This window comes from Hydrogenovibrio kuenenii DSM 12350 (genome assembly GCF_000526715.1).
GTDB classification, from domain to species: Bacteria; Pseudomonadota; Gammaproteobacteria; order Thiomicrospirales; family Thiomicrospiraceae; genus Hydrogenovibrio; species Hydrogenovibrio kuenenii.
Genome location: NZ_JAGP01000001.1, coordinates 1,155,088 through 1,170,317, shown reverse-complemented (window position 1 = coordinate 1,170,317; position 15,230 = coordinate 1,155,088). Strand labels below are relative to the sequence as shown.

Below are 15,230 nucleotides of genomic sequence, written 5' to 3'. Positions count from 1 at the left end.
GATTATAACGCTTTTATAAGCAATTGCGTTACACCAAAAGCGGCATCTATATGAGCCGCTTTTTTTGTTTTATAGCCTAGGTTTTGTTCTCTTAATGTCATCCAAATGGGGTTTTTCGTGCCGCCACCAACGGCGTAAACTTGTTTAACATTGGTCGCACCTAAATTCTCTAATGTTTCATAAGCGAGTTTTTCGACAGAGACCAGTCCTTCAATCAAAGTGTGTAAAAACTCACTGTCTAACTTGGGTCTTGGCGAAACTTTAGGTTCTAAATGGCTATCAGCGATTGGAAAGCGCTCGCCCTTTGTAATGAGTGGATAGTAATTAAGTCCAGTTGGTTTATGAATGTTTATTTCACTGAGCAATGTGATTATCTGATCCAATGAGAAGTATTTCAACAATACAGCACCACCGCAATTAGATGCCCCTCCTATTAGCCATAAGTCACCAAGGATATGACTGTAGATACCATGTGTCGGACTAAAAATCGGCTTATCAGATAAAAGTTTTAAACTTAGTGTTGAACCAAGAGATGTTGTTGCATCACCAATTTGGTTTGCGCCAGATGCTAAAAAGGCGGCAATGGAATCTGTTGTTCCCGCATGAATTTTTGTTTCAGGATGAAAGTGGTATTTGTCAGCTATAGCAGCAGCTATAGTATCAATGGCTGCACCAGGCATAACGACCTTCGGTAAAGACGTTTTAATGCAATTCTTTACCCAGTCTGGCCAACAGCGGTTTATTACATCATAACCAAGCTTTAATGCATTGTTGGCATCGGTAGGAACTATTTTTTGGGTAAAAAAGCTGTTTAACCAATCGATTTGATGGCAAATAAAGTATTGTACTGTTTGGCCTTCTTCAAAGGGACGTGATCCTTCAAGCCACATAACTTTGGCTAGGGTTGAAGATGCTCCTTGCGCCGCAGTGCTAGTTGTTGCGTAAGTTTTGATTTGATCTGCTTGCTTTGTTGCTCTGCTGTCGTCGTACATTAATGCAGGTGTTAGCGGTGCAAGTTTGTTATCGATGAGTAAAACTGTTGATGAAGTTGCATCGGCTACGATATGCCGAACAGTGCTGAGGTCAGCTACTTCATTGAGTCTAGTTAATAAGTTATCTAGTGCGGTGTGCCAGATAGTAATATCTTGTTGGCTAGTATTGTTATCTCTTTTAGGAAATGGCATAGCCACCTGTATTTCATGTAGCAAGGTGTTTTGTAGAGAAACGATGACGGCACGAATACCTGATGTACCTAAATCTATTCCGAGAATATTGCCTTCTAGCTTAGTGTTTAAAGCCATTTATTTCCTTTGATGTTATTTCTCTTAAGAGGTTTTGTATCTTGCCTTTTCATTGGCTTGGATTTCAAGTAAAATTTGATCGGATAAGTCGAACGAACTTCACTGAAGGGTGAATCATAGGTTTCTTCATTTTTACGAAATACTATTGGTGTAAACTCTACGCGTTGACTTAAAAGATCAAACCCTGCTCAGGCCAAGAATAATCAGAGGATAAAGTTAAATGAATGAATTGCAACAGGTTTTAATTATTTTTGCAATTATTGTCATTGTAGGGCTTTATTTTCTACAAAAGAAAAAAAACGCATCATCTAAAGCTTCCAGTTCACAGACGGCTAAAACAAATGCCGATGAAAGTAGTTCGCCTGCAGTCAAAGATCAAGCAGGGAAAGCATTGAATGAACTGGGTGAAGCGCATATTCCAGTTTCTGCACAGACCCAGCATAGATTACATGTTGATGAAGAAGATGTTCCTGAAAATCAACTAGGACTATCTTTTGGTGAAGGCTTTGAACCGCCTAAAAAAGAAAATGCTGGAGAAACCTCCCTTGAAGTTAAGGTTGAGTCTACTGAATCAATTTCAGAACAAGAGACAGATGAAGCCCAAAATGAAAAGAAACCAAAACATATCGTTATAAAAGATGAGAACATGGTCCCGGTTGATGGTTTTCAGCCAGACAGTGTTGATGTACCTGATTTTGGCGTACCGACTGAACCTTCATCTTCTGCAGCTGAAATTGCACAGCAAAAGACCAATGTTGAGAAAACTGAACCTCAGGTTTTTGCCTTGATCGTGATGGGGACGGAAGACTTTTTATGGCCTAAAGTTAACCAAACACTTCAAGGAGTCGGGTTGGTTACAAATGGAAGTCAGATTTTCGTTAAAAACGATTCTATGGGCAATGAAATTATTCGTGTCGCCAATTTATTAGAACCTGGTTCTTTTCCGATAGAAGAACCCGCTAATAATGACTATAAAACACCTGGCGTTGTTTTAATCCTTGAGCTACCAACAACTGTTAAAGCACCAGCAGTCATGCATGACATGATTATGATGGCGAGAAAAATTTCTCAGCGATTGAATGGTCGACTTTACAATGCTGAGCGCCACCTTATTAAAGAGTCAGACCTGCAACAAATGCGAGATACCGCAGTTGCCTATGAGTCTCAAGCTATTAAATAGCGCCTACCTTATGAACATCGTTGCTTGCGAAACAGAAGACTGTTATTCCCAACTGATTGCAGACTTAAAACATCATAGCTATCAATATTATGTACTGGATGCGCCAGAAATCAGCGATAGACAATATGATGAACTTTTCCAAAAACTTCTAATAACAGAAGCAAAACACCCTGGTTGGGTGGTTAAAGATTCTCCTTCGACACGGGTTGGAGATCAACCGCTTAGTCACTTTGAGTCTGTTACCCATCGTGTTGCCATGTACTCCCTCGATAATGCCTTCAATAATGAGGATATGAGCGATTTCTACCAACGTATCGCTGACCGTTTCTCTGATGATGCTTTTGTATTTTCAGCTGAACCTAAGATGGATGGGTTGGCGATTAATCTTCGATATGAGCAAGGCTATTTTGTTCAGGCAACCACTCGTGGTGATGGAAAAGTTGGCGAAAACGTTACACAAAACGTTAAGACTATTCAGTCTATTCCTTTGAAGCTGCAAGGTGATCATTTTCCTGATGTTTTAGAGGTGAGAGGTGAGGTTTTTATGTTGAAGTCAACTTTTGAAAAGTTGAATCAACAGCAGTTAGACAAGGGTGAAAAACCTTTTGCCAACCCTAGAAATGCGGCAGCAGGAACCCTAAGACAGTTAGATTCCAAGGTTGTAGCGCAACGACACCTTAGTTTTTATGTTTATGGCTGGGGTGAAGTCTCTGATAATTGGACGCTGCCTAAAAAATACAGCGATATGATGCATTTGTTTGAACAGTGGACATTGCCTATAAATCCTCATGCTAGCCTTGTAGAAGGGATTGAGGGGATGTCTGATTACTATGAACGATTGTTGCAACTTCGACCTACATTACCCTATGAAATTGACGGTATTGTGTATAAGTTAAATGACATTTCTTTGCAAACCCAACTCGGGTTTACGGCACGAGCACCCCGGTGGGCGATTGCTCGAAAATTTCCTGCCGAAGAAGTCTGGACAGAGTTGCTGGATATTGATGTGCAAGTTGGCCGAACTGGTGCGATCACACCTGTTGCAAGATTACAGCCTGTTAATGTCGGTGGGGTAATGGTTTCAAATGCCACCTTGCATAATATGGATGAAATACAACGTAAAGACGTTCGCATTGGTGACACGGTGATTGTGCGTAGAGCGGGTGATGTTATTCCTGAAGTGGTTGGACCTGTTTTATCTAAGCGTCCAGACAATACAGTCTTATTTCACATGCCTGAACACTGCCCTGAGTGTGGTTCAGAAATTGTGAAAGAGCCAGATAAGGCAGTTTATCTTTGTTCAGGAGGTTTGTATTGTCCTGCCCAACGGAAACGTGCACTGGAACATTTTGTTTCTAGAAAAGCGATGGATATTCAGGGGCTTGGTACACGGTTAATTGATCAGCTTGTTGAAAAAGAATTGGTTCACCACCCGGATGATCTCTATCGCTTGGACACTGAAACCATAGCTGGCTTGGAACGTATGGCGACCAAGTCAGCACAAAATGTAGTTGACTCGATACAGGGATCACTATTCACCACTTTCGGACGTTTCATCTATAGTTTAGGTATTCCCGAAGTGGGAGAGGTGACGGCAAATAATTTAGCCCAGCACTTTAAAACTTATGATGCGTTATTGTCTGCAAGCGTAGATGAATTTATTCTGGTGGATGATGTAGGGGAAGTCGTTGCTAATCATTTAGAGCATTTCTTTCAACAACCGCATAATCTAGAAGTTATTCAAGGGTTGTTCGATGCTGGGGTGGATTGGCCTGAACCTCAAGAAATCGTTGTTCAACAGAATAGTCCATTTATGAATAAAGTTGTCGTAATTACAGGTACGTTGGAATCTATGGGTAGAACCGATGCTAAAAACTTATTGGAAGCAGCAGGCGCTAAAGTGACAGGAAGTATTTCGGTTAAAACTGATTTTTTACTGGCAGGCGAAAAAGCTGGCTCAAAGTTAACTAAGGCAGAATCTTTGGGTATAACGATACTAAACGAACAGCAATGGCTTGAAATGATGCCTGAGTTATAATCTCTGCAAAAGACAGAAGGATAAAAAATGGTTAGACCTCGTAATGTAAATCGGACTAAGGCTCCTAAAACCGTTCCAGATTGGGAACAGGAAGAGTTTGAAAGCCGTACAGACATCAAAAAAGCAGCCCAAGCGGTGACAGACCTAGGTGAAAAGCTGGCGGAAATGACTGAATCAAAAATCAGAACACTTAATCTTCCGGATGAGCTGCTTAACGCGATTCTTTTATTAAAGCGTTTGGATAAAGGCCCAGCAGTAAAGAGACAAAAAGCTTTTGTGGGTAAGTTTCTTCGTAAGAATGAATATTTAATTGTTGATATTAAAGAAAAACTTATGGAAGAAGAGTTGAAGGCGCAACAACAGAACGCACATTTTCAACGTTTAGAAAAATGGCGCGATCGTTTAGTAGAGGAGGGTGATGATGCACTAAATGAGTTCATTGAAGTTTATCCTCAGGTTGATAGAAGCTTTTTGAGACAAGCCATTCGTAACGCCCAAAAAGAAGCAGAGCAAAATAAACCACCTAAGTCATCAAGAGCTATTTTTAAGTATCTAAGAGGCCTTGAGTGGTAGTTTATTGAGAGGCCTAGTATCAATGTTTTGGTTTGCGAATTTTATGGCCGAACTCGTAAACCACCAATCCAGAGATAACCAATAAAACGCCCAGCAATATAATCGCATCCAATGGTTCATTATTTAAGAAGTGCCCTAATAATACCGCCACTATGGGGGTAATCAGTGTGATAAGACCTATTCTCACCGCATCCAAGCGCTTCAAAATATAGTAATAAAGAATAAAGCCAAATACTGAACCGATACTGCCTAAATAAAAGATAGCACCGAGCGCTTTGATATCCATTCCTGGAAATTCCATAATGTAGCTTGGATGAAATAATGTATAAACTACCGCACTTATCCATACCGTTCCTGCAACAACATGCGAATGAGGCACTTCATGATTTAAACGCTTCACTAAGACCGTGCTTAGAGAATGAAAGCTAGTTCCCAATAAAGCAAACAATAAACCCTGTAATGCCAACGATGACTGCCAGTTCAAATGTGGACTGAAGATAACAATCAGGCCTGCAAAGCTGATAATAATGCCTAAAATCTTGTTTGAAGTTAAAGTAAAGTTTTTCAATAAAAAATAAGAAAATATGCCCATTAGAATAGGCGTTAGACCAAAAATAATAGAAATCCAGCCAGAAGGCATGGTTTGCGCCGCATAATAAATAGGCGTCATCCCCCCCAGCATGCCCAAGCTAGCCGCTGCATACACTTTTAGAGCAGAGGGTTTTAAGGAAAACTTTGCTTTACCAAAAATAAAAACCAATGGAATCACGATAATAGCACTGATTAGAATCCGTGCCGCAATACCAAAAAACCAGTCTTGATGTCCGCTCCACTGGATAGCTAGAGGTGTTGTAGACCAAATAAGGATTACTAAAAAATAGGCGATAGATACATTCATGCTCGGGTCGTTAAGTCTTTTAAGGGGTGAATAAGGGGAGTTGAAAAGTGCTCGTGTTTTGTTTAGCGTCGAAGTCGTTCGAACTCACCAAGCAATTTGTTTTTGCGAACATTGTTGGCATCAAAGCGCATACCGTTCATTACGATATAGACACCATTTGAAGATAAGTTGGCAGCCATGATTGCAGCGCCAAGGTTAAAGCTGGCATCAGAATCCCCCAGCATAAAAGGTCTCATAGCGCCGGTAAGAACAAGCGTTTTTCCCGATAGTTGGCCAATAGAGCTTAAATAATCGGCTGTTTCTGTCATGGTATCTGTACCATGCGTAATCAGAATGCGAGTTTGGGCAGCTTTGACACAGGTTTCCGCAATGTATTCACGATCAGTCTGCGTCATTTCAAGACTGTCTTTTAGCATTAACGTCTCAATAGACAAATCAAGGGTGATGTTAGCCTGAGATAGAATTTGGGGAAGGTGAGTAGTTGAAAAGTTAAGCTCGCCAGAAATCGCATCGTAGTTTTTATCTAGCGTGCCACCCGTTACCAGTAGCAGTAAGCTTTCATTATTTGTTGCAATGGATGAGGGAGGCTGTTCATTCATGGCTGCCGAAGGATTCCCGTTACAATACCTAAAATTTCAATTTGTTCGTTAGTGATGTAGATAGGTTCCATTTCGCTGTTAGCAGGCTGCAAACGTATACCGTTCTTTTCGATATAGAACTTTTTCATGGTCACTTCTTCATTGTTGATACGAACAACAACGGATTCACCATTTTCAGCTGTAGAGCGGCGTTCAATAATAACGATATCACCATCTTCGATGTTTTCTTCAATCATCGAATTTCCTTTTACACGCAATGCAAAAGTTTCTTTTTTAACCATGGTTGTGGGAACGGAGACGGTGTCGTAATCCATTTCCATTTGAATAGGCTGTCCGGCTGATGTCCAACCAAGTAATGGAATTTTTACGAAATCTACATCAACCATTTCAAGGGGGGCTACTTCAGCCAGTTGAAGTTTTTGATTACGTTTTGGAATCAGATAAGCCACATTCGACATTGCACACCTCAGGTTCTCGTTTGCCCAATAGTCTTCTATTCTAACGATTAGAGTTGATTAAGGTAACACTTTTTTAAAAGGCTTGACGTCAACCTTCTCATAAACGCCTGCCGCAAGGTAAGGATCAGCATTTGCCCATGTTTGTGCAGCGTCCAAAGAATCGAATTCTGCAACAATCAAACTGCCTGTAAAACCAGCTTCACCAGGTTCTTCAGTGTCAATAGCAGGGTTAGGGCCCGCAACAAGTAGTCGACCGCTTTCTGAAAGCGCTTTTAATCGGGCAATGTGGTCTGGTCGTGCTGATGCACGCAAGGGTAGGCTATTTGGAACGTCATAAGCAAAAATTGAGTAATACATAGGGTAGTATTCCTAATCGTAAATATTTATTTTGTATCGGTTGAAGTTGTTTTTTGGTCATCTTTATTTTCTGATGAGTGAGGCGCAACGACAACAGAATCCATCTCTACATCAGCAAGGGCTTCCATCGCTTTTTCATTTACCTCATTGGTCACTTTGTCATCTTGAATATATCTGGAAATATAAAGCCCCTGAACCAAGATAAACGCTAGTGTAAGCCCCATGAGACCGAATAATTTGAAGTTGACCCAAGTGTCCGTATCGTAATGATAGGCAACATAAATATTGGCAATACCAGAGAGGATGAAAAAGACTACCCACATATAACTTAGTCGATTCCAGACTTTATCAGGTAAATAGAGAGCTTGATCCATCAATCGACGGACGATTGGTTTTTTACCTATGAAATGGCTACCTAAGAATGCAAGCGCAAACCCCCAGTTAACAATTGAAGGCTTCCATTTAATGAAAGTTTCATCATGAAAAATAAGCGTGGCACCCCCTAGGATAACGATCAATGCCAAGGTAACTAAATGCATATTTTCAATGCGTTTGTTTTTTAGGTACACATAGGCTACTTGAAGCACAGAAGCGGCAATCGCAACGGCGGTGGCGACATAAATGCCAAACAGCTTAAATGCGATAAAAAATAGAAGGATAGGAAAAAAATCGAATAATAGTTTCATAAGAGTTGGTAAGGCGTCTCGTTAGAGTTAGTTTTTTATAGTTCTGGCATTTTATCTGGGTTACCCCACTAAATAAAGTTAAAATGCTTTAGATAAAGTGGAAACTTGACGATTAAGTACCCTAAACCCTAATAAACAAAGCCTAAGCACTCATGACTGATTTTAAAGCAGACTTTCATTGCCACACTCATATTTCAGACGGAACATTGTCTCCGGAGGCATTAATTGATCTGGCCGCAGAACAGCAGATTACGCATTTAGCCATTACGGACCACGATACAACTTTGGGCTACGAGCTCGCACAACCTTTTGCGGAGAAGCGAGGTATTAATCTAATTTCTGGTACTGAAATTTCTTGCCAATGGCAAGGGCATACCATTCATGTAGTTGGGCTGGATGTAGATGTAGAAAACCAAAAGCTGCAGTCTGGTTTAAAAATTAACAGAATCAAACGCTGGTTAAGAGCATTTGAAATGGATATTAAAGCGCAAAAACGTTTTCCAAGTTTATTGACTTCAATATTGCCAAAATTAGAGTCAGGGATGATTGGGCGCAACCATTTTGCGCAAGCATTAATTGAAAAAGGTATTGTTCCAGACCAACAAAAAGCATTTGATCGTTTTTTGAAGCAAGGGCGCTCTTTGTATGTACCTGTTAATTGGCCTGATATTACGGAAGTTGTTGATTGGATTGTTAGCGCAGGTGGAATTGCGGTTATTGCACATCCTCACATCTATAAGATGAGTGCAAACAAGCTAAATAAAATGATTGAAACTTTTAAGGATGCAGGTGGAGAAGCGATTGAAGTGGTGAATCAGCCGAGAGTTTGCTCAGAACAAATTGGCATGGCTGAACGCGCAAAACGTTTTAACCTTTATGCGTCATTGGGAAGTGACTTTCATAAACCTGAACATACATGGCGTGGTTTGGGCTGGTTATCTCAAATGCCTGAGGGTGTTGATCCTGTTTGGAATCACTTTAAACAAACTGTGTAACCAACTCAAATCTATCTCAATAGTTCTGCACATTTCACGTCGGTTTTTCATATAATACGCAGCATCTAAATATCACTGGTAGAAGCTGTGCGAAAAGACTCTCAATACATTTCAGTTCATCCTGATAATCCTCAAGAGCGGCAACTAAAACACGTCGTCGAGATTCTTAATCGAAATGGCGTTATCGCCTATCCGACAGAATCGGGTTATGCATTGGGTTGTTTGCTTGATAACAAAGACGGGGCGGACCGTATTCGTGCAATAAGACGTCTTGATGAAAAGCATCCATTTACTTTAATGTGCAAGGATCTTAGTAACTTATCTGAGTATGCTAAAGTTGGAAATATTCAGTTTCGTTACCTTAAATCGCATTTACCAGGACCTTATACTTTTATTCTACCAGCCAGCCGAGAAGTTCCTAGACGATTGCAAGTACCAAAAAAGAAAACCATAGGTTTAAGGGTTACTCCAAACATTGTCACGAATCACTTGCTAGAATATTTCGACAAGCCGTTGATTTCTGTATCACTGATATTACCTGATGAAGAACTGCCGATGACTGATGGTTGGTTTATACAAGAACAGCTAGCGCATGTTTTGGATGCGGTACTTGATGGCGGATTTAGTGGCTTTGAGCCAACAACTGTTATTGATCTTACCGAAGATGTCCCTCAATTGATTCGTCAAGGCCAAGGTGAGTTTAACGAATAAAAGTTTGTGTCATATATTCATGACACTCAACTAAAAAGGATTCCGAATGGATGAATTAACGATTATGCAAAAAATTGCGGTTTGGTCGATCCCCGTTATTTTTGCAATTACGCTGCATGAAGTGGCACACGGATGGGTTGCGATGAAGTTCGGTGATAGAACAGCCCAACTTCAAGGGCGCCTTACAGCCAATCCGCTTAAGCATATCGACCCGATAGGAACGATTATTGTGCCTATTGCGCTACTAGTGATGGGAGGCTTTATTTTTGGTTGGGCAAAAGCCGTTCCTGTGAACCCGGGGAACTTTAAAAACCCTCGCCGAGATATGGCTTGGGTTGCGGTAGCGGGCCCTGTATCAAACTTGGTCATGGCAATTTTCTGGGCGATAATCGCCCGTATTGGTTATGGGTTGGACACTCAACCAGGTATCGGTCAGTTTATGGCTTATACCGGTGCGGCCGGTGTTGCTATCAACCTGGTGCTAATGGTGCTAAACTTGATTCCAATTCCACCTCTGGATGGTAGTCGAGTGTTGTCAGCATTCTTATCGCCTCGACTGGCCTATACTTATAATCGAATAGAACCTTATGGTTTCTTTATCCTATTAGGTTTAATGTTGCTTGGCTTCCTTGGTCCAATTATCGCCGGACCTTATCAAGCATTTCAGCAATTAATTTATCAAATGGTTGGCTTAGCTTAAATGAATAAAACTTCGAATAAATCCTCACCTTCACAACCTACAGCTAACCCATCTGGTGAAAAACTACAAAAGATTCTGGCTCGTGCTGGTTTTGGTTCGCGAAGAGAAGTTGAGCGCCTCATTGAATCTGGCTTGGTTAAGGTTAATAACAAAGTAGCCACTTTGGGTGACAGAGCAATGCCTGATGACAATATTAAAGTCAGAGACCAGGCAGTAAAAGAAACGCGTCTTGCTAAGCAGGCTACTCAAGTTATTCTGTATAACAAGCCTGAAGGTCAAGTTTGCTCTCGCAAAGATGAAAAAGGAAGAGACACGGTTTATTTACACTTGCCACGCATTATTAATGGTCGTTGGGTGAGTATAGGTCGTCTTGATTTAAACACATCTGGTTTACTCATTTTTACCAACAACGGTGAGTTGGCTAATCGCATGATGCATCCGTCCTATGAAATTGAACGTGAGTATTCGGTCAGAGTATTTGGTGAAGTAACAGATGAGATCATTAAAACTTTGAAAAAAGGCGTCAAACTAGAAGATGGTGTGGCTAAATTCGATAAAGTTGATCGTCTGCAAATGCAAGAAGAAGACTCTGTTAATCAATGGTATCGTGTTGTTCTTAAAGAAGGTAAAAACCGCGAAGTTCGACGTATGTGGGAATCTCAAGGTGTAAAAGTAAGCCGTTTGATTCGTACGCGCTATGGTGAATTTAGTCTGCCTAGAAACTTACGTCGCGGCAAGACGGAACCTTTAACCTGGAAGCAAGTTAATCAGTTGTTAAAAAGTGTTGATTTATCAGCAGAGCCAAGACCGGATTTAACACCTAAAGCTCAAGAGAAGAGTCCTAGAAGTGACAAGAGTTCGAGAAAGCCTACAGGTGATCGACCTCAATCTAAACGCACATCTTCAAGTCCGTACAAAGGGCGCCGGAGAGACTAAGCTTTAATTGAAGTAAAGGGGAGTGTATACCCCAGCCTGGCAGATTTTAAGTTATTAAATAAAGTTACGATTATGTTAGATAAAAACTTACTGACGAATGTCATCAGTCTAATTATTGTTTTAGTAGGTATCGCTTTCCAAAATCATTGGATAATGATGATGGGGGCTTTTGCGTTATCCGGTGCTTTAACGAATTGGTTGGCAATTTACATGTTGTTTGAGCGTGTACCCGGTTTGGTTGGTTCAGGTGTAATCCCTAACCAATTCGAGGAATTTAAATCTGCTATCAAAAACTTAATGATGGAGCAGTTTTTTACACAAGAAAACATTGACCGTTTCGTTCAAGCCGAAACCAAGTCTCCTCAATTAAAATTAGCACCGGTTATTGAACAAGTTGATTTGACACCGGCATTCGACAAATTGGTCGATGTCATTATGCATTCCAGTTTTGGTAGTATGCTGGGTATGTTTGGTGGCGCTGATGCGCTAACGCCATTAAAAAATCCTTTTATTATCAATATGAAAGAAGCGTTAATTGAAATAACACAAAAAGAAGAATTTACGGCGTTACTTCAAACGGAAATCGATCAACCTAGCGTCATTGCTGAAATTCGTCAACAAGTTGAATCTATTATTGAATCGCGTTTGGCAGAGCTTACACCACAACTCGTTAAACAGATGGTTCAGCAAATCATTAAAGAACACTTGGGCTGGTTAGTCGTTTGGGGTGGTGTATTTGGCGGCCTTATCGGTTTGGCATCTGCATTTATTTCACAGGTTGTTTAAACACTTTCACTTATTAAAAATCTACCAGGCTGGGTAAGGTCACAATTCAACTATGCTCGGATTATTAACTAGATTTTTTCCACTTTGGGTTTTTTTAGCAGGATTTTGGGCATATCAACAGCCTGCCGATTTTGTTGCTTTAAAGCCGTGGATCACATCTTTATTAGCGCTCATTATGTTCAGCATGGGCTTAACACTTCATTGGCAGGATTTTCAGCGTGTTTTGTCTGAGAAACGTTTAGTCATGTTGGGTGTTGGCATTCAGTTTGTAGTCATGCCTCTAGCTGCATTTATCATTTCCAAGACAATGGGGTTTTCTCCAGAATTAACAATAGGAATGATGCTTGTTGGTACCACGGCTGGTGGAACGGCATCTAATGTGATTGTGTATTTGATTGGTGGGCGCGTTGCCTTATCAATTAGTATGACGCTCGTTGCGACACTTTTAGCTGTGGGTTTAATGCCTCTTTTGACTTGGCTCTATTTAAACCAGATGATTGTCGTGCCGATAGGTCAAATGCTATCAAGCCTAGTTATGATCGTGCTTTTGCCAGTTACTTTCGGCATGCTGGTGATGCATTTTCTTAAAGAAAAGCTTCTAACTGTGCAGCCGTATTTACCTTTAATTTCAATGGCAGCAATTGTGTTGATTATTGCTATTGTGGTCGCATTGAATCACGACAAAATAACCACAGTGGGCCTAGCTGTTATTGCAGCAGTCATACTTCACAATGCCATTGGTCTGGTGTCTGGTTATAGTTTGACGCGTTTACTGGGGTATGACAAGCAAACATGTAGAACGGTTGCTATCGAAGTAGGGATGCAAAACTCAGGTTTGAGCGTTGCTTTAGCACTGAAATACTTTAGTCCATTGAGTGCTTTGCCGGGTGCTTTATTCAGCATTTGGCACAATTTATCCGGCTCTATGCTGGCCGCAGTTTGGCGACCAGATAAAGACTAAAAGAATCGTTTAATAATGGGGTGGAGGCGTTTCTTCGCTTGGTAGTTTAATTTGACTGCCCGCTTCAGATTTCATGTTTCTTAAAAATTCTGAGAGTACTTTTAATTGGTGCTTGAGCTCGTTAATGTCTTGTTGCTGCTTTGCCACCAGATGATTTAACTGATCGGCGGTTTCATCTTGATAGGCTTGGTGAATTTCCAGATGAAGAATCTTTTCTTCCAACTCGGAAACACGAGGTTCTAGTTCGTTAGCCATGGTAAAGCATCCTGATATTGATTGTTTTTTTCCAGTACGACACGATCTGAAATGAGCGTGTTAAGATGAATTTCTGCCTGCATTAACTCGTCACGTCTAAAGTAGTGGCAAGTAAGTTTTTCTCCAAGTTCACATCCTTTCAAAAAGTTCTCTAGTGTCTCTACGGATGACATCTTATAACCGTTAAGTGCGATAATTTCATCAGAAGCACTAACGCCAGCAGAATAAAGCGGTTGGTCATTCCAAACATGAGTTACTCGAACAGTTTGATGCTCTGTTGTTTGTAGGTTGGCACCTAGTTGTACTGGGAAGTTAGTTTCCTCTGTTGCACCGCCGGTGTCTTTTATGCCGGTAGCTGGACGCAAAGTGAAGTCAACGCCAAACGGGGTAAATAAGGATTCAAAAGGCAGATCTTCAGTGCCAAACAGATATTGTTGGAAAAATTCGGTTAAATCTATGCCTGAAACTTCAGAGCAAACTTGTTCTATTTCGCCTTCTTGTAAACCTATACGAGTCACACCGTTTCTTTGCCAAAGTGCTTTTAAAACTTCAACCAACTCTTTTTGATTATCAGTTTGTTGTCGAATCAATAGATCAAGTCCCAAACCAATTAAGCTACCTTTGGAGTAGTAACTGATAATTGCATTAGGAGCATTTTCATCTTGTTGATAAAACTTAGTCCAAGTCATTAGGCTGGACTCAGCAACAGATTGATTAAAGCGCCCGGGCATACGATATACACGTGTCATTTCTTTTGCTAGACGCTTCAAGTAGGTTTCAGAATCAACTAAGCCTGCCATATTCAAAAACAAACCGTCAAAGTAGGACGTAATACCTTCAAACCACCAAAGCTGGTTGGTATAAACAGGTTGCGAAAGGTCAGATTTTTGATAAACATCCGGCTGAATACGTTTAACATTCCAACTATGAAAGTGCTCATGGGCGCAAAGTTCCAAAAACTGTATGTAGCCATCAGTTCGTTTATCGTCAGTGGTATAAGGTAAATCACTTCTAGAGCACAAAAGGGCAGTAGAATTGGTATGTTCCAACCCACCATAACCATTGTCAGTTACCATTACTTGAAATAGATATTCCTCAAACGGATAAGGCTCGCCAAATAAGTTTAACTCGGTCTCACAAATGGCAATTAAGTCTTTGATAAGTTGTGATTTATCCAGCTTCTGTCTTTCAAAATTTCCGGTAAAAGCAACACGGTGTGGAATATTATTGGCAACAAATTCGATAGAAGTGAAATCGCTGACTTCAATTGGGTATTCAATTAAATCGCGATAATTTTCGGCTTGATACTCTCCAAAACCTGAAGAATCTATGTCTGTACTAGGCATAGTTGTAGCCACTTTCCAGCCATGTCGTTCTGTGACATCGGTTTTTGGTAAGGATACTTGATAAGGCGTATCCAGAAAGTTATCAATTTTTAAAAAGATAGATGTGCCATTAAAAAACGCGTGAGTTTGATCAAAGTGTGCAGTACGTACAGACAAGTCCCAAGCATAAACCTGATAAGTTATTTCAACCGATTCAAGGGGGCTTTCACTGGAAATCTGCCAGTGAGATTTGTCTAGCGGCGCAATAGCTAAGAATGTCCCTTGTTTATCCTGTGCTTCCATACCGATTAGGTTTTTAGCAAAGTCTCTAATTAAGTAACTGCCAGGGATCCAATTTGGCAAACTTAGATTTAAGGTGGATTCTTTAATGTTATTGATACGCAAGCGAACATCGATTAAATGGGCATGAGCATTCTGAAGGGTAACTGTGTAATGTATGGTCATTTAATA

Annotated in this window: 17 protein-coding genes; 9 read left to right on the top strand and 8 right to left on the bottom strand. The window is 40.6% G+C overall.

The genetic code is table 11. The annotated features are described in order from the left end of the window. Positions 1-2: 2 nt before the first annotated feature. Positions 3-1,301 carry an FGGY-family carbohydrate kinase gene (locus N745_RS0105480; RefSeq protein ID WP_024851123.1) on the bottom strand — a complete coding sequence of 433 codons (1,299 nt, stop codon included), beginning with the start codon at positions 1,299-1,301 and terminating at the stop codon, positions 3-5. A 220-nt stretch (positions 1,302-1,521) separates the two neighbouring features. Here N745_RS0105480 and N745_RS0105475 point away from each other — a divergent pair, with 220 nt between their 5' ends. The 3 genes from N745_RS0105475 to yjgA are packed head-to-tail and all read left to right on the top strand — an operon-like array spanning position 1,522 to position 5,092. Then, complete coding sequence (locus N745_RS0105475) at positions 1,522-2,481, top strand: cell division protein ZipA C-terminal FtsZ-binding domain-containing protein (protein ID WP_024851122.1); 960 nt, start codon at positions 1,522-1,524, stop codon at positions 2,479-2,481. Next, entirely contained in the window at positions 2,459-4,519 is a 2,061-nt protein-coding gene (ligA, locus tag N745_RS0105470; protein WP_407636466.1) for an NAD-dependent DNA ligase LigA, read from the top strand. Before N745_RS0105475 ends, ligA begins: the two co-directional genes overlap by 23 nt. 27 nt (positions 4,520-4,546) lie before the next feature. Further along, positions 4,547-5,092 carry a ribosome biogenesis factor YjgA gene (gene yjgA / locus N745_RS0105465; RefSeq protein WP_024851120.1) on the top strand — a complete coding sequence of 182 codons (546 nt, stop codon included), beginning with the start codon at positions 4,547-4,549 and terminating at the stop codon, positions 5,090-5,092. 19 nt (positions 5,093-5,111) lie between these two features. Here the strand turns inward: yjgA and N745_RS0105460 are convergent, their stop codons facing one another. From N745_RS0105460 to N745_RS0105440, 5 genes are all read right to left on the bottom strand, one after another. Then, entirely contained in the window at positions 5,112-5,990 is an 879-nt protein-coding gene (locus N745_RS0105460; protein ID WP_024851119.1) for a DMT family transporter, read from the bottom strand. A 62-nt stretch (positions 5,991-6,052) separates the two neighbouring features. Beyond that, complete coding sequence (locus N745_RS0105455) at positions 6,053-6,589, bottom strand: asparaginase domain-containing protein (RefSeq protein ID WP_024851118.1); 537 nt, start codon at positions 6,587-6,589, stop codon at positions 6,053-6,055. Then, positions 6,586-7,047, bottom strand: a complete 462-nt coding sequence (gene lexA / locus N745_RS0105450; RefSeq protein ID WP_024851117.1) for a transcriptional repressor LexA — start codon at positions 7,045-7,047, stop codon at positions 6,586-6,588. The genes N745_RS0105455 and lexA overlap by 4 nt, the downstream gene beginning before the upstream one ends. 57 nt (positions 7,048-7,104) lie before the next feature. Then, positions 7,105-7,404, bottom strand: coding sequence for a YciI family protein (locus tag N745_RS0105445; RefSeq protein ID WP_024851116.1), 300 nt, complete (start codon positions 7,402-7,404; stop codon positions 7,105-7,107). A 26-nt stretch (positions 7,405-7,430) separates the two neighbouring features. Then, a complete protein-coding gene (locus N745_RS0105440; RefSeq protein ID WP_024851115.1) occupies positions 7,431-8,090 on the bottom strand; it encodes a septation protein A in 660 nt (219 codons plus the stop codon). Between the two features lie 152 nt (positions 8,091-8,242). Here N745_RS0105440 and N745_RS0105435 point away from each other — a divergent pair, with 152 nt between their 5' ends. The 6 genes from N745_RS0105435 to N745_RS0105410 all read left to right on the top strand — a co-directional run bounded on the left by N745_RS0105435 (position 8,243) and on the right by N745_RS0105410 (position 13,179). After that, entirely contained in the window at positions 8,243-9,085 is an 843-nt protein-coding gene (locus N745_RS0105435) for a PHP domain-containing protein (protein ID WP_024851114.1), read from the top strand. An 87-nt stretch (positions 9,086-9,172) separates the two neighbouring features. Then, positions 9,173-9,796, top strand: coding sequence for an L-threonylcarbamoyladenylate synthase (locus tag N745_RS0105430; protein WP_024851113.1), 624 nt, complete (start codon positions 9,173-9,175; stop codon positions 9,794-9,796). A 46-nt stretch (positions 9,797-9,842) separates the two neighbouring features. Beyond that, positions 9,843-10,496 carry a site-2 protease family protein gene (locus tag N745_RS0105425; RefSeq protein WP_024851112.1) on the top strand — a complete coding sequence of 218 codons (654 nt, stop codon included), beginning with the start codon at positions 9,843-9,845 and terminating at the stop codon, positions 10,494-10,496. Beyond that, positions 10,497-11,432: a 23S rRNA pseudouridine(2605) synthase RluB gene (rluB, locus tag N745_RS0105420; protein WP_024851111.1), complete on the top strand. Its 936-nt coding sequence runs from the start codon at positions 10,497-10,499 to the stop codon at positions 11,430-11,432. It abuts the gene before it with no gap. Positions 11,433-11,504: 72 nt separating this feature from the next. Beyond that, positions 11,505-12,218, top strand: coding sequence for a hypothetical protein (locus tag N745_RS0105415; RefSeq protein WP_024851110.1), 714 nt, complete (start codon positions 11,505-11,507; stop codon positions 12,216-12,218). Between the two features lie 52 nt (positions 12,219-12,270). After that, positions 12,271-13,179: a bile acid:sodium symporter family protein gene (locus tag N745_RS0105410; protein ID WP_024851109.1), complete on the top strand. Its 909-nt coding sequence runs from the start codon at positions 12,271-12,273 to the stop codon at positions 13,177-13,179. A 9-nt stretch (positions 13,180-13,188) separates the two neighbouring features. Here the strand turns inward: N745_RS0105410 and N745_RS0105405 are convergent, their stop codons facing one another. Together N745_RS0105405 and N745_RS0105400 are read right to left on the bottom strand one after the other, a co-directional pair. Beyond that, entirely contained in the window at positions 13,189-13,434 is a 246-nt protein-coding gene (locus tag N745_RS0105405; protein WP_024851108.1) for a SlyX family protein, read from the bottom strand. Next, positions 13,419-15,224: a M61 family metallopeptidase gene (locus N745_RS0105400; RefSeq protein WP_024851107.1), complete on the bottom strand. Its 1,806-nt coding sequence runs from the start codon at positions 15,222-15,224 to the stop codon at positions 13,419-13,421. Before N745_RS0105400 ends, N745_RS0105405 begins: the two co-directional genes overlap by 16 nt. Positions 15,225-15,230 lie beyond the last annotated feature (6 nt).